Origin of the sequence: Mameliella sp. LZ-28 (genome assembly GCF_012274245.1) — a bacterium.
Lineage (GTDB): Bacteria > Pseudomonadota > Alphaproteobacteria > Rhodobacterales > Rhodobacteraceae > Antarctobacter > Antarctobacter albus.
The window spans coordinates 67,394-80,994 of the sequence record NZ_JAANYX010000036.1; the positions used below are offsets into that span (position 1 = coordinate 67,394).

General features: G+C 68.2%; 13 protein-coding genes. 7 read left to right on the plus strand and 6 right to left on the minus strand.

Translation table 11 applies throughout. From position 1 onward, the window contains the following. Window positions 1-31 precede the first annotated feature (31 nt). Together G9Q80_RS24190 and G9Q80_RS24195 are read left to right on the plus strand one after the other, a co-directional pair. Complete coding sequence (locus G9Q80_RS24190; protein WP_088715474.1) at window positions 32-1,333, plus strand: NAD(P)/FAD-dependent oxidoreductase; 1,302 nt, start codon at window positions 32-34, stop codon at window positions 1,331-1,333. Window positions 1,334-1,518: 185 nt separating this feature from the next. Continuing rightward, entirely contained in the window at window positions 1,519-2,724 is a 1,206-nt protein-coding gene (locus tag G9Q80_RS24195; protein ID WP_069209091.1) for a DegT/DnrJ/EryC1/StrS family aminotransferase, read from the plus strand. 72 nt (window positions 2,725-2,796) lie between these two features. Here G9Q80_RS24195 and phaR read toward each other — a convergent pair whose 3' ends face one another. Together phaR and xseA are read right to left on the minus strand one after the other, a co-directional pair. Beyond that, window positions 2,797-3,333: a polyhydroxyalkanoate synthesis repressor PhaR gene (gene phaR, locus G9Q80_RS24200; RefSeq protein ID WP_069209090.1), complete on the minus strand. Its 537-nt coding sequence runs from the start codon at window positions 3,331-3,333 to the stop codon at window positions 2,797-2,799. A 101-nt stretch (window positions 3,334-3,434) separates the two neighbouring features. Beyond that, window positions 3,435-4,976 carry an exodeoxyribonuclease VII large subunit gene (gene xseA, locus G9Q80_RS24205; protein WP_088715473.1) on the minus strand — a complete coding sequence of 514 codons (1,542 nt, stop codon included), beginning with the start codon at window positions 4,974-4,976 and terminating at the stop codon, window positions 3,435-3,437. A 158-nt stretch (window positions 4,977-5,134) separates the two neighbouring features. On the opposite strand from xseA, the gene purD reads away from it, so the two are divergent. From purD to G9Q80_RS24220, 3 genes are all read left to right on the plus strand, one after another. Beyond that, the gene (purD, locus tag G9Q80_RS24210) at window positions 5,135-6,400 is read left to right on the plus strand and encodes a phosphoribosylamine--glycine ligase (protein ID WP_043138021.1); all 1,266 of its coding nucleotides are present in this window, start codon (window positions 5,135-5,137) and stop codon (window positions 6,398-6,400) included. Between the two features lie 91 nt (window positions 6,401-6,491). After that, window positions 6,492-6,971, plus strand: a complete 480-nt coding sequence (locus G9Q80_RS24215) for a hypothetical protein (protein WP_088715472.1) — start codon at window positions 6,492-6,494, stop codon at window positions 6,969-6,971. A 47-nt stretch (window positions 6,972-7,018) separates the two neighbouring features. Beyond that, entirely contained in the window at window positions 7,019-7,969 is a 951-nt protein-coding gene (locus G9Q80_RS24220) for a DMT family transporter (protein WP_088715471.1), read from the plus strand. Here the strand turns inward: G9Q80_RS24220 and G9Q80_RS24225 are convergent. After that, a complete protein-coding gene (locus G9Q80_RS24225; protein ID WP_088715470.1) occupies window positions 7,890-8,576 on the minus strand; it encodes a thiamine diphosphokinase in 687 nt (228 codons plus the stop codon). The genes G9Q80_RS24220 and G9Q80_RS24225 overlap by 80 nt on opposite strands. 121 nt (window positions 8,577-8,697) lie before the next feature. On the opposite strand from G9Q80_RS24225, the gene G9Q80_RS24230 reads away from it, so the two are divergent. Then, on the plus strand, window positions 8,698-10,875 hold the full coding sequence (locus tag G9Q80_RS24230) for a hypothetical protein (RefSeq protein WP_232788226.1): 2,178 nt from the start codon (window positions 8,698-8,700) through the stop codon (window positions 10,873-10,875). A 117-nt stretch (window positions 10,876-10,992) separates the two neighbouring features. Here G9Q80_RS24230 and G9Q80_RS24235 read toward each other — a convergent pair whose 3' ends face one another. Together G9Q80_RS24235 and G9Q80_RS24240 are read right to left on the minus strand one after the other, a co-directional pair. Beyond that, window positions 10,993-11,220, minus strand: a complete 228-nt coding sequence (locus G9Q80_RS24235) for a DUF2842 domain-containing protein (protein WP_043138030.1) — start codon at window positions 11,218-11,220, stop codon at window positions 10,993-10,995. A gap of 32 nt (window positions 11,221-11,252) precedes the next feature. Further along, window positions 11,253-12,548 carry an adenylosuccinate synthase gene (locus G9Q80_RS24240; protein ID WP_088715468.1) on the minus strand — a complete coding sequence of 432 codons (1,296 nt, stop codon included), beginning with the start codon at window positions 12,546-12,548 and terminating at the stop codon, window positions 11,253-11,255. 140 nt (window positions 12,549-12,688) lie between these two features. On the opposite strand from G9Q80_RS24240, the gene G9Q80_RS24245 reads away from it, so the two are divergent. After that, window positions 12,689-13,084: a DUF6524 family protein gene (locus tag G9Q80_RS24245; protein ID WP_088715467.1), complete on the plus strand. Its 396-nt coding sequence runs from the start codon at window positions 12,689-12,691 to the stop codon at window positions 13,082-13,084. Window positions 13,085-13,097: 13 nt separating this feature from the next. Here the strand turns inward: G9Q80_RS24245 and G9Q80_RS24250 are convergent, their stop codons facing one another. Beyond that, window positions 13,098-13,595 carry a CAP domain-containing protein gene (locus G9Q80_RS24250; RefSeq protein WP_229754771.1) on the minus strand — a complete coding sequence of 166 codons (498 nt, stop codon included), beginning with the start codon at window positions 13,593-13,595 and terminating at the stop codon, window positions 13,098-13,100. Window positions 13,596-13,601 lie beyond the last annotated feature (6 nt).

Genomic DNA, 13,601 nt, shown 5'->3' on the forward strand with positions numbered 1-13,601 from the left:
TTTCCACCAAGAAGAAGCCAAGAGGTGTCTCTTGAACCTGCTGTTTTCCAACGACCGGCGCGGGGAATACCCTGAGAGCTGGTATGCCGCCGTGACTCCGGAGTTGCCGCCTTACCCGGTGCTGAAGGGCGAGGTGCGGGCGGATGTCTGCGTGGTGGGGGGCGGCTTCACCGGCCTGTCGGCGGCGCTGCACATGGCGGAGGCCGGGCTGGACGTGGTGCTGGTCGAGGCGCACCGGGTGGGCTTTGGCGCCTCGGGGCGCAACGGCGGGCAGCTGGGCAGCGGTCAGCGGCAGGACCAGGTCAAGCTGGAGAAGATGGTGGGGCGCGATGAGGCGCGCCGGTTCTGGGAGCTGGGCGAGGAGGCCAAGGCGCTGGTGCGGGACCTGGCGGTGCGGCACGGGATCGACTGCGACCTGCGCGACGGCATCGCCTGGGCCGGGTCCTCGGACGGGTCGGTGCGCGAGTTGCACGATTACGCGGACCACATGGCACGGCATTATGGCTATGGGCTGGAGGTGCTGGACCGGGACGGCTTTGCCGCGCTCTGCCCCTCTCCCGCCTATCGCGGCGGGGTGCTGGACCGGGGGGCGGCGCATCTGAACCCGCTGAAACTGGCGCTGGGGTTGGCGCGGGCCGCAGAGGGCGCCGGAGCGCGGATCTTCGAGCGCAGCCATGTGCATCACATCCAGCGGGGCAAGAGCGTGACCGTGCAGACCGAGGCCGGGCGCGTGGTGGCCGATCACCTGGTGCTGGGCTGCAACGGCTACCTGGGCGGGCTGGACCGACAGGTGGCGGCGCGGGTCATGCCGATCAACAATTTCGTGGTGGCGACGGAGCCCTTGGGGGCAGACACCGCGCGGGTGCTGGCCGAGGAGATCGCCGTGTCGGACGATCGCTTTGTCGTCAATTATTTCCGGCTGTCGCCGGACGGGCGGCTGCTGTTCGGCGGCGGCGAAAGCTATGGATACAGGTTTCCTTCGGACATCCGCGCAACGGTGCGCAAGCCGATGCTGGAGATCTTTCCGCACCTGCGGGGCGTGGACCTGACCCATGCCTGGGGCGGGACGCTGGCGATCACAATGAAACGCCTGCCGCACCTGGCGCGGCTGGCCCCCAACGTGCTGACGGCCTCGGGCTATTCCGGGCACGGGGTGGGCAACGCGGTGCAGGCGGGCAAGTTGATGGCCGAAGCGGTGCGCGGGCAATCGGCGGGGTTCGATACCTTCGCCGCCCTGCCCAGCCCGGCCTTTCCGGGCGGGCCGGCATTCCGCTCGCCGCTGCTGGTTCTGGCGATGAGCTGGTACGCGATGCGCGACCGGCTGGGCCTGTAACCCGGCCTTCACACCGACAAATTGGATGGGCGTTTCGGATCCTTTGACAGGAACCGATGCGTTTTCCGTGCCGGAAAACGCCGCGTCGCGGGGCGCCAGCCCGGCGGCGTGCGACGCTTTGGGGCTTTCCTCACACCCCTAACTGATTTACATTTTCGAAAACCGAACTTCAGGATTTTGAAAACATGCTTCCGAACATGCACGACGCCGAGCCGATCCCCGCCGAGGCCCGCGCCGAGATCGACCGGCTTTTGCAGTCCGGCGACCTGTTCCGCTACACCGCCCCCGAGGATGCGCCCGTCGCCCTGCTGGAGCGCGAGTTCGCAGAGTTCATGGGGGTGAAATACGCGCTTGCGGTGTCGAGCTGCTCGGCGGCGCTGTTCCTTTCGCTGGAGGCACTGGACCTGCCGAAGGGCGCCCGCGTGATGATCCCCGGCTTCACCTTTGCTGCAGTGCCCTCATCGATCGTGCACGCGGGACTGGTGCCGGTGCTCTGCGAGGTGGGCGAGGACTATCGCATCGACATGACGGATTTCGCCGCCCGTCTGCCCGGCGTGCAGGCGGTCATCGTCAGCCACATGCGCGGCCATACCTCGGACATGGACGCGATCCTGGCGCTCTGCGCCGAGGCCGGCGTGCCGGTGATCGAGGATGCGGCGCACAGCCTGGGCACCACCTGGCACGGGCGCAAGATCGGCACGCTGGGGCGGGTCGGCTGTTTCAGTTTCCAGAGCTACAAGCTGGTGAACGCGGGCGAAGGCGGCATCCTGGTGACCGACGACGCCGACCTGGTGGCGCGGGCCGTGATCCTGTCGGGCGCCTATGAGCACGCCTGGAAAAAGCACCTGCGCCCCGGTGACAATACCGCCGAGCTGGAACAGGCCTTTGCCCGCTGGCAGAACCAGTTGCCGCTGTACAACCTGCGCATGTCGAACCTTTCGGCAGCGGTGATCCGGCCCCAGCTGCCCCATATCGACCGCCGGGTGACGGACGGGCGCCGCAACCATGACCATGTCGCGGCGCAGATCGACCGCAGCCCCTGGATCACGGTGCCCGCGAAACTGGCCCCCGAGGAACGCGCGCCGGATTCGCTGCAGTTCAACCTGTGCGGCATGAGCGACGCCGAGGTCCGTGCCTTTGTCGCGGCCGCCGAGGCGGAAGGCGTCAAGGTGCAGGTCTTTGGCCTGAGCCGTGACAACGCCCGCGCCTACTGGAACTGGCAGTTCCTGCCCGAGATGCCCGACTTGCCGCGGACCCGCGCGATGCTGATGCGCGCCTGCGACACCCGCTTGCCCGCCCGCCTCTCACTCACGGACTGCGATGCAGTGGCCGCCGTGCTGACCCGCGCGGCAGACACGGCCACGGCGCCGCAACGCGCCTACGGCACCTGAGGCGGGAGAGCCGGTGTCCCGGTCGCCCTCCTGCCATGCAGGACGGTGGCCGGGCGCTCTCTGCCCCGCGGTTTACTTGTCGAGCTTGGACAGCTTGGCCTGAAGATCGGACAGCTGTTTCTTGATGGTCTCGAGGTCTTCCTTGCTTTCCTTGGACGGCTTTTGCTCGTCCTCGCCCGGAAGCTGACCGCCCATCGCCTTGAGGAACGCCTCTTGCTGGGCCTGCATGGCCTCGAACCCCTTGGCCATCGGGTTCATCGAATTGACGTTCTCGAACCACTTGGACTGGCTGTCGCGGAACATCTCGAAGCTGGCGGCCAGGAACTGCGGCACCGCGCTGGTGGCCTGGGTGGTATAGCTGCGCACGAGGTCGGTCAGCACGTTAATCGGCAGGACGCTCTGGCCCTTGCTTTCATGCTCGGCCACGATCTGCAGCAGGTACTGCCGGGTCAGGTCGTCGCCCGATTTCAGGTCGACGATCTTGACGTCGCGCCCGTCCCGGATGAACCCGGCAATGTCCTCGAGCGTGACATAGTCGGAGGTCTCGGTGTTGTAGAGCCGCCGGCTGGCGTAACGCTTGATCAGAAGCGGTTTTTCACTCTCGGCCACTGGTGCCCTCCCCGGCATTGGTGCGATGCAGCGAATCCTATGCGAGTGCAGAAGAAAAGGAAAGCCTGCGGGCGGTTGTGACGCAGAATGAAGGTTCGGCGCTAGAACAGGCTGCCCTGTTCCGGCGGTTCCGGCTTGGCGGATTTGCGAGGTGAGGAACGCCCGCCAAGCTTTAGCGTGCCATCGGCAAATTCGATTTCCAGCCCGGTGGCGCCCTCGGCGGCGGCCTTGGTCGTCACCAGGTGGCCATCGCCACGCACCACGGCATAGCCGCGCCGCAGCGTCTCGCGGTAGCCCAGTGTCTCGTGCAGGCGCATGAGCGCGTCCAGCTTGCGGCGCTTTTCGCCCTGGCGGGCGGTCATGGCCTCGTCCAGCCGGCGGGTCAGGCCGGCCAGCCGTTCCTGCCCCACGGCGATCTCGCGCGTGATCTGACGCGGGCTGAGCCGGTCGGCGCGGCGGCCCAGCGCCTCGCGCCGGGCCTCGACCAGGCGTGCCAGCGCCGGGCCAATCCGTGCGGCGCGATCCTCCAGCCGCCGCTGTTCCACCGCGATGGCGCGGGTCAGGACGCCGGGGCGCAGGCTGCCCGCGGTCTCGGACAGGTGCAACCTGCGCCGTTCGACAGAGCGCGACAGCGCTTGCGGCAGGCGGTCTCCCTGCAGGTCCAGCCTCTGGCGCGGACCGTCCAGCAATTCCTCGGGGCGTGGCAGGGCGCGCGAAAGATCGCGCAGCCGCTGGCCGCGCACCTCCAGCCGTTGCGACATGGCGCGTTCCATGCGGCCGCCGAAGTCGCGCACCGCCCCTATCAGCTCCATGCGCACGGGCACCGCCAGTTCCGCCGCCGCCGTCGGCGTCGGCGCGCGCCGGTCGGACACGAAGTCGATCAGCGTGGTGTCCGTCTCGTGCCCCACGGCCGAGATCAGCGGAATCTCCGAGGCGGCAGCAGCACGCGCCACCACCTCTTCGTTGAAGCCCCAGAGATCCTCGACCGAGCCGCCGCCGCGCGCCACGATCAACAGGTCCGGGCGCGGCAGGGCCCCGCCGGGGGTCAGCCGGTTGAACCCCTCGATGGCGCGGGCCACTTCGGGGGCGCATTTGGCCCCCTGCACCGCCACCGGCCAGATCAGCACCTTGCGCGGGAAACGCTCGCGCAGGCGGTGCAGGATGTCACGGATCACCGCACCACTGGGCGAGGTCACGACGCCGATGATCTCTGGCAGGTAGGGCAGGCGTTTCTTGCGCTCGGGGGCAAACAGCCCCTCGGCCTGCAACATCGCCTTGCGCTTTTCCAGCATCGCCATAAGCGCGCCCGCCCCCGCCGGGCGGATGTCCTCGATGACGATCTGGTATTTCGACTGGCCGGGAAAGGTGGTCAGGCGCCCGGTGGCGATCACCTCCATCCCCTCTTCGGGCTGGGTCTGCAGGCGGGCGGCGACGCCTTTCCACATCACACCCGAAATCACCGAGCGGTCGTCCTTGAGATCCAGGTAGACATGCCCCGAGCGTGGCCGCGACACCCGCCCGACCTCGCCGCGCACGCGGACGAAACCGAACTCGCCCTCGATCACGCGCTTTACCGCGCCCGAGAGTTCGCTGACGCTGAATTCCGGCGTGTTGCCCTCCGGTCCGTCGTCGATCAGGTCCATGCCGCCTCGCTTGCTCTTGCCTGCCGCTGACCTTAAACGACGGTCAAACGCCGGAAAAGCCCGCCCCCGGCTTCTTTGGTTTTGAAAATACCTCGGGGGAGTCGCGCCCCGCGCGACGGGGGCAGAGCCCCCGCCCCGGCCAGCAAAGGAGTGCGCCCGTGAATATCCTCATCCTCGGCAGCGGCGGCCGCGAACACAGTCTTGCCTGGGCCACCCTGCAGAACCCCAAGTGCGACAAGCTGATCGTGGCCCCGGGCAACGCGGGCATCGCCCAGATCGCCGAATGCGCGCGGCTGGACATCGAGGACCCCGGCGCGGTGACGGAATTCGCCGGCGAAAACGCCATCGACCTCGTCATCATCGGCCCCGAGGCGCCGCTGGCCGCCGGCGTGGCTGACCGCCTGCGCGAGGCGGGCATCCTGGTCTTCGGCCCCTCTGCCGCCGCCGCCCGGCTGGAAGCCTCGAAGAGCTTTACCAAGGAAATCTGCGCCGCCGTAAATGCCCCAACCGCAGGATATGGCCATTTCACGGAGGCCGAAGCGGCCAAGGCCCATATCCGCGCCCAGGGCGCCCCCATCGTCGTCAAGGCGGACGGGCTGGCCGCCGGCAAGGGCGTGATCATCGCCGAGACCGTCGAGGCGGCCTGCGCCGCCGTCGACGACATGTTCGGCGGCGCCTTTGGTGGCGCGGGCGCCGAGGTGGTGATCGAGGAATTCATGACCGGCGAAGAGGCGAGTTTCTTCGTGCTGGTCGATGGCGAGACCTGCCTGCCCATCGGCACCGCGCAGGATCACAAGCGCATCGGCGAAGGCGACACCGGCCCCAACACCGGCGGCATGGGGGCCTATTCCCCCGCGCCGATCATGGACGAGGCCGTGACGCAAAAGGCGCTGGACGAGATCGTGCGCCCGACGATGGCCGAGATGGTGCGGCGCGGGATGCCCTACCAGGGCGTGCTCTATGTCGGGCTGATGATCGAGAACGGGCAGCCCCGGCTGGTGGAATACAACGTCCGCTTCGGCGATCCGGAATGCCAGGTGCTGATGCTGCGGCTGGGGGCGCAGGCGCTGGACCTGATGCATGCCTGCGCCGATGGGCGGCTGGCCGAGGCACAGGTCACATGGGCCGAGGATCACGCCATGACCGTGGTCATGGCCGCTTCGGGCTATCCCGGGGACTATGCAAAGGGTACGGAAATCCGCGGGCTGGACAGCCTGCCCGAGGACAGTTTCCACATGATGTTCCACGCGGGGACAAAGGCCGAGGGCGGCAAGGTGCTGGCCAATGGCGGGCGGGTTCTGAACGCGACGGCGCGCGGCACCACCCTGCAAGAGGCCCGCGACCGTGCCTATGCGCTGGTGGATGCCGTGGACTGGCCTGATGGCGTGCATCGCCGCGACATCGGCTGGCGGGCGCTTGACTGAGACCTACAGCTTTCGCCCCGCGCCCCTGCGCGGGCCATAAGACTGGCAGCTGGACGGCGACACGCTGACCGGGCCGCAGGGGACCCTTGATTTGTCGACGGTCGATCAAGCCACCCTTGTCGACTCGAAGGTCCAGCTGACGCGGACGCGGCGGCTGGACCTGACAACACCATCGGGCCTGATCCGGATTGCCATCAACAGCCGCCTCGGCCTGTCCGGCGACCACCCGGATCGGGCCGCCCACCGCACGCTCTGCAGCGCCGTGGCCGAGCGGCTGGCCCGTCATACCCCGGATCTGCCGGTGCGGATCGGCGAAACCGGCAGGCTGCGCATGGTCTGGTTCGGGATCGGGGTGCTGGCGCTGGTGATGGGGCCGGGCCTTGGCATCGCGGCGCTGGCCACCGGCGTCGATGCCGACCGGCTGGTGGGCATGGTGGTGCCGGTTGCCGCCCTGGCTCTTTTTGGGGCCGTTATCATGCACGGGCACGCCCCCTGGCGCCGCAGGCCGGAGGTCCCCATCTCTACCCTGCCCGCGCTGCTGGAGCGCCTGGACCGCCCCGGCGGCAGCTAGGCATTTTTGCCGTTTCGCCGCCGTGGCCCCGGCGCTAGGGTCCGCGCATGAGCAGCACCGAACTTGACCGTCCCATGCTGGGCATCGCCCTGATGCTGGCTTTCTGCCTGCTGGCGCCCTTTGGCGATGCGCTGGCAAAGCTGCTGGGTCCCGAGATGGCGGTGGGCCAGCTGGTGACCCTGCGCTTTGCCTTTCAGGCGGCGATCCTTGTCCCGCTGACCGTGGCGACGCGCCGGGTCTGGCGGATGGACAGGCGCATCCTGTTCTATGTCACCCTGCGCACGCTCTTGCATATCGCGGGGATCTCGCTGGTCTTCACCTCGCTTCTGTACCTGCCGCTGGCCGATGCCATTGCCATCGCCTATGTCATGCCCTTCATCCTGCTATTGCTGGGCTTCTGGTTCCTGGGAGAGGAAGTGGGCTGGCGCCGGCTGGCGGCCAGTGCGGTGGGGTTTGTCGGAACGCTCATGGTGGTGCAGCCCGCCTTTTCCGAGGTCGGCTGGCCCGCGCTGCTGCCCTTGGGTGTTGCGGTGGTCTTTGCCCTGTTCATGCTGGTGACCCGGCGCATCGCGGGTGAAACCGATCCCATCGCCATGCAGGCGGTCTCTGCCGTGATTGCCCTGGTGATCATGGTGCCGGTCATGGCGCTGACGCCGCGCGACGCGGTCGAGGCGCTGGCCTGGGTCGCGCCCTCGGCGCGCGGTTGGTGGCTGATCACGGCGATGGGGGTGGCGGGGACGCTGGCGCACCTGTTGATGACATGGTCGCTGCGCTATGCGCCTGCCTCGACCCTGGCGCCGATGCAATACCTGGAAATCCCCTTTGCCACCGCCGTGGGCTACGTGATCTTCGGGGACCTGCCGGGATCGCTGGCAACGCTGGGGATCGGTGTGACCATCGCCGCCGGGCTGTATATCGTCATGCGCGAGCGGGCCATTCACCGGGCGCGGCCGCCAGTCCCGAAAGCAATGCATTCAGGCATTCCGCCGGCAGGATGAGCAGCATCGCGGGCCCATCCATCGACAGGCGCACCGGCCCCGTCACCTCGTTCGAGGTTCCCACCGGGCCGCTGGGCGCAAAGTTCAGCCCGTCGATGGGCCAACGCAGCCCCTCTGACCGGCCGGTGACCGGCGCCATCGGGAACAGCGACAGCCGCGTGCCCGGGGCCAGCTCCATCGACAGGTCCGGCGGACACAGCAGGACCACGTCCTCGGTCCCGATCAGGATGCAGCGCACATCGGCACGCCCGGTCAGAACCGTCATGGCCGCCAGTTGGTGATCCAGCCGCTTGCCCAGGAACCCGTAGCCAAAGACCAGCGGCGCCGAGATATGGCGCAGGCACTTGTCGAAATCGGTGCTGTCCTGTTCCGCGATGGGCCGCAGCACGCCCGGATCCAGCCGGGCCTGCACCTCAGGCGCCAGCGAATCCATGTCGCCATAGACCGCGTCGGGCATCCGCCCCTGCGTCAGCACCGCCGCTGCGCCGCTATCGGCCGCAACGACCACTTCCGCCGCCTGCACCGCCCGGGCCAGCACCGCGTTGTCGACTTCGCCACCACCCACGAGGAGGACTGGCGCGTCGCTATGAACAATTTTAGACTTCATGGCGAATTAATGGCGCTTTGCGAAACAGACCACAATCCGGTCACGAAATGATACCCTTCAGGGCACAGATTCGATCAGCTTTCGTCCCGGTCAGCGTGGTAAACACACTGTTGCAGAACGAATGAAAGTGAGCAGCACGATGGTGAGTTCGAGCAAGATCCTGACCGTGTCCTACGGCACCTTCTCCTGCACCGCCGAGGGATTCGACGATCCTCTGGAGGTCGTCAAGGAGGCGACTCATTTCTTCCGCGGCGTCGTGGGAGAGGACCGGTTCTTTGGCGCCGAACCGCCGCAGTTCGACCCCGAGCTGGCCTCGGAATACCTGCGCGACCGCCTGGCCGAACCGGGCAGCGGCACGCTGTCCCTTGGCAGCCCGCCACGCGTCATGGCCGCAGCCGCCTCTGCCGGGGCAATGGCCGCCGCGATGTCGGGCCGCACCGAAGAGGTCGCCGCCGATGACCTGCTGCCCGATGACGACACTATCGAGGCCACTGCCGTTCTGACCGAAAGACCGGAGCCCGCGACCGCCGACCTCGTGCCCGAGGTTGCGCTGGACGACGTGGCCCCCGACGGGACGGAGGCTGCGCCTGCTCCGCAGCCCTCCGCACCGGACGATATCACGGCCAAGCTGGACCGGATCCGCGCCGTCGTCGCCTCTGTCGAGGACGAGGCTGACGCGCCTCGGGTTGCACTGGACCAGACGCCCGAGGAAGCCCCCGAAAGTGACGCGCTGGAAACGCTGCTGGACGAACTGGTCGTCGAAAGCGGCGACACCGAGGCCGCCGAGCTGGACGTTGCCCTCTTTGACGAAGAGGAGGAGGACGCCGAGGTTGTTTCGGACCTCTCCGACGACCTGGACGTGCCGGAAGCGGATCACGACAGCGCGCTGGACGCCGCCGTGGCCAGCCTGATGGCCGAGGACGACGACGAGGAAGACGCACCGGACTCTGGCGCCCTGCCCCTGGTCGCTACGACCGCCGCCGCCGCCGCGCTGGCCACCGGCCCGATGCGCCCGGATGCCGAACCGGACGAGATCGACGATCTGGACGAGGCGCCCGAGGATGACCCCGAGGCCGCGCTTGACCGGGCCTGGGCGGCAGAGGCCGCGCCGGACCCGGAGGCAGAGACAGCCGCGCCCGTCGACGACCTGTCCTCCGAGGATCGGCCCGAGCCGGCCCCGGTGCGCGCGCGCATCGTCAAGGTCAAGCGCGCCGCCTTTGAACAGGCCATCGACGAAGGCACGCTGGAAGAGGTACTGGACGAGCCCGCGCCCGACGGCTTCACCCCGGATGACACCAGCAGCCTCAGCCCCGAGGAAGAAGAGGAACTGGCCCGCGAACTGGCCGCTGTGAAGGCGGAACTGGCCAGCGATTTCGGCGCCTGGGACGAGGATGACGACGCAGCCCTGGCAGATACCACGGACACCGCCGCGGACGATGACGAAGACGACGCCCTGATGACAGCCGCCACGCCGCTGCGTCTGGACAACCCGATCACCGAGCCAGAGGAAGACCTCGCGCCCGACTGGGACGAAGAGGTGGCCGAAGCGGTCCAGGACAGCGCGCGCAAGGCCGTCAAGCTGGCCAGCCCGGCCCGCGCCATGCTGACCGAAGGTGAGGTCGGCGACGGCGATACCTCGCGCCTGCTGGACCAGACCAACACAGAGATGGACGAACCCGAGGGCAACCGCCGGCGCAGCGCCATCGCCCACCTGCGCGCCGCCGTGGCCGCGACCAAGGCCGACCGTCTGCTGGGCCAGAAAGCCGATGCGGCCGAGGAACAGGAACCCTACCGCGAAGACCTGGCCAGCGTGGTGCGCCCGCGCCGCCCGCAGAGCGTCAGCCACCCCAGCCCGCGCCCCGCGGCCCATAACGACGCACCGACGCCGCTGAAGCTGGTGGCCGAACAGCGTGTCGCCCCGGCCCCCGACGCATCCGAGGCCGGTCCGGTCCGCCCGCGCCGCGTGCGCCGCACGGTTCCCGCGCCCGAAACCCAGGCCCCGGCAGAGGCCGGCATGGCCTCGGGCTTTGCCGCCTATGCGCAGGATGTGGGCGCCGCCGAGCTGCCCGAACTGCTGGAGGCCGCCGCCGCCTACATGTCCTACGTCGAGGGCCGGGACCAGTTCTCGCGCCCGCAGTTGATGACAACGCTGCGCCAGGCCGAGGTCACCGACAGCTCACGCGAGGACCGGCTACGCAGCTTTGGCCAGCTGCTGCGCGAGGGCAAGATCCGCAAGACCTCGGGCGGACGCTTTACCGCCGCCGAAACGATCAGCTTCAAGCCCGCCGCCAACGGCTGATCCCGCCGCCGGAACGACAAAGCCCCCGTGCCAGGCACGGGGGCTTTTTTATGTGCACCGCTCAAGTGGCGTTGGGCGGGACGCGGTTGCCGCAGGCAACAAGCGTCCGTCCTGCCGTCACTCTCCGGCGTCGGGGTCGGCCTGGCCGACCCCCTTGAAGATCGGCTTCAGCGGCAGGATCCAGGCCACGCCGAAAAAGACGTAGATCCCGAATTCCACCGCCACCGGCAGGTGCCACAGGTCCAGACGGCTCAGCACACCCCAGGCCACCACGATATAGAGCGGGAACCCCACCAGAAGCACGAAAAGGGACCAGCGCCTGCGCGCCTTGTAGCTGAGTGCCATCGTCTTGCTCCTTTCCGATCCTGCCGGTGCAGTTAGTCCGCGAAGGGGTCGGTGACCAGAATCGTGTCGTCACGCTCTGGCGAGGTGGACAGCAGGGCCACAGGGCATCCGATCAGTTCCTCGACACGGCGGACGTACTTGATCGCCGCTGCCGGCAGATCGGCCCAGCTGCGCGCGCCTTCGGTCGATTCGCTCCAGCCTTCCATTTCCTCGTAGACCGGCACGCAGCGCGCCTGCTCCTCGGAGGCGAAGGGCAGGTAATCCAGAACCTTGCCGTCCAGCTCGTAGCCGACACAGATCTTGAGCGTCTCGAACCCGTCCAGCACGTCCAGCTTGGTCAGAGAAATGCCATTGACGCCCGATGTGGCGCAGGTCTGGCGCACCAGCACCGCGTCGAACCAGCCGCAGCGGCGCTTGCGGCCCGTTGTGGTGCCGAACTCATGACCCCGCTCGCCCAGGCGCTGGCCGTCGTCGTCGTGCAGTTCCGTCGGGAAGGGCCCCTCACCCACGCGGGTGGTGTAGGCCTTGACGATGCCCAGCACGAAATCGATGGCGCCCGGGCCGATGCCAGTGCCGGTGGCTGCCTGCCCGGCGATCACGTTCGAGGAGGTGACAAAGGGATAGGTGCCGAAATCCACGTCCAGCAGGGCCCCCTGTGCGCCTTCGAAGAGGATGCGCTGGCCGGAGCGGCGGCGCTCGTTCAGCACTTTCCAGACCGGGGCCGCGTATTCCAGGATCTGCCCCGCGATCTCCCGCAGTTGCGCGATCAGCGCGTCGCGGTCAACCGGCTCGATCCCCAGGCCGCGGCGCAGCGGGTCGTGATGCGCCAGCGCCCGGTCCACCCGAGCCTGCAGCGTGGCCTCATCGGCGAGGTCGGCGACGCGCACCGCACGGCGGCCCACCTTGTCCTCGTAGGCCGGGCCGATGCCGCGTCCAGTGGTGCCGATCTTGGCACCCGGACGTGCGGCCGCCTCTCGGGCGCGGTCCAGCTCGCCGTGGATCGGCAGGATCAGCGGCGTGTTCTCGGCGATCATCAGCGTCTCGGGCGTGATCTCGACGCCCTGCGCGCGGATCGTCTCGATTTCGGACAACAGGTGCCAGGGGTCCAGCACCACGCCATTGCCGATGACCGACAGCTTGCCCCGGCGCACCACGCCAGACGGCAGCGCGTGCAGCTTGTAGACCTTGCCATCGACGACCAGCGTGTGCCCGGCGTTGTGGCCACCCTGGAAACGGCAGATCACATCGGCCCGGCTCGACAGCCAGTCGACGATCTTGCCCTTGCCTTCGTCACCCCATTGCGCGCCAACCACGACGACATTTGCCATCACATTCCCCTTTACGGCGTTGCAAACCCGCGCGTGTATACGCGCGCAATGCCGACTGCGAAACCGCAAAATCGCCGCAAGAGACTGGACAGGCGCGCGCCGTCAGGGCAGCAAGGCGGCAAACCTCTGGAGGTGCCCCTATGAGTTTCCTGCTGCGCTGGCTCTTTGCCTTCGTCCTGCTGGCCGCGACCTACAACCCGAGCCAGTTCAACTATATCCGCTGGGCCATGAACAACACGGACGGCAACCTGCCGCTGGTGGTGCTCTTCGGGATCGTCCTGCTGATCGGCTACATCATCTACCTGCGGGCCACGCTGCGTTCGATCGGGGTCTTCGGCATGGCGCTGGTGCTGGGGCTGGTGGCCGCGATTCTCTGGGCGCTGGTCTATTACGGGCTGCTCGACCTGTCGGACCCCAAGCTGTCGACCTGGATCGGCATCTTTGCCCTGTCGCTGGTGCTGGGGGTGGGCCTCAGCTGGTCGATCATCCGGCGCAAGCTGTCGGGCCAGGTCGACATGGACGACGTCGAGGAATAAGGCCCGCGGCGGCTCAGCAGCCGTCGCGCCCCACGACCATGACCCAGCTGTCATTGGAACTGCGCACCAGCCCGTATTCCGTGGCCCCCTGCGACAGCATGGTGCGCCGGTGGCCGGGCGACCCGGCCCAGTCCGACATCACCTCGCCCAGCGACCTTTGCCCCTGGGCGATGTTCTCGGCGATGACGCAGGGCCGGTAGCCGGCCTTTTGCACGCGGCTCATCGGGTTGCTGCCGTCCGGGCCGACATGGTCGAAGAAGCCCTTGCGGTCCATGTCCTGCGCATGGAAACGCGCGGCCTCTTCCAGCCGGGCGGAGCGCGTCAGCGGCGGCAGTCCGTTTTCGGCCCGAAAGGCGTTCAGCGCCGCGCCCCCCTGCCCCTCGGCAAAGCCGCCAAAGCCACGCGAGGCCGGTTCGGCACGCATGCCGCCCTGTCCGGAGAACCGCCCCTGCGGCACCCAACCGCAAGAGGCCACCGCCGCGCAGAGCGCCATCATCCAGACCAGCCGCATGTCATT

Coding starts and splice junctions, on each gene's coding strand:
- G9Q80_RS24195 (WP_069209091.1), top strand. CDS start 1,519: ATGCTTCCGAACATGCACGACGCCGAGCCGATCCCCGCCGAGGCCCGC.
- xseA (WP_088715473.1), bottom strand. CDS start 4,976: ATGGACCTGATCGACGACGGACCGGAGGGCAACACGCCGGAATTCAGC.
- G9Q80_RS24220 (WP_088715471.1), top strand. CDS start 7,019: ATGAGCAGCACCGAACTTGACCGTCCCATGCTGGGCATCGCCCTGATG.
- G9Q80_RS24225 (WP_088715470.1), bottom strand. CDS start 8,576: ATGAAGTCTAAAATTGTTCATAGCGACGCGCCAGTCCTCCTCGTGGGT.
- G9Q80_RS24230 (WP_232788226.1), top strand. CDS start 8,698: ATGAAAGTGAGCAGCACGATGGTGAGTTCGAGCAAGATCCTGACCGTG.
- G9Q80_RS24235 (WP_043138030.1), bottom strand. CDS start 11,220: ATGGCACTCAGCTACAAGGCGCGCAGGCGCTGGTCCCTTTTCGTGCTT.
- G9Q80_RS24240 (WP_088715468.1), bottom strand. CDS start 12,548: ATGGCAAATGTCGTCGTGGTTGGCGCGCAATGGGGTGACGAAGGCAAG.
- G9Q80_RS24245 (WP_088715467.1), top strand. CDS start 12,689: ATGAGTTTCCTGCTGCGCTGGCTCTTTGCCTTCGTCCTGCTGGCCGCG.
- G9Q80_RS24250 (WP_229754771.1), bottom strand. CDS start 13,595: ATGCGGCTGGTCTGGATGATGGCGCTCTGCGCGGCGGTGGCCTCTTGC.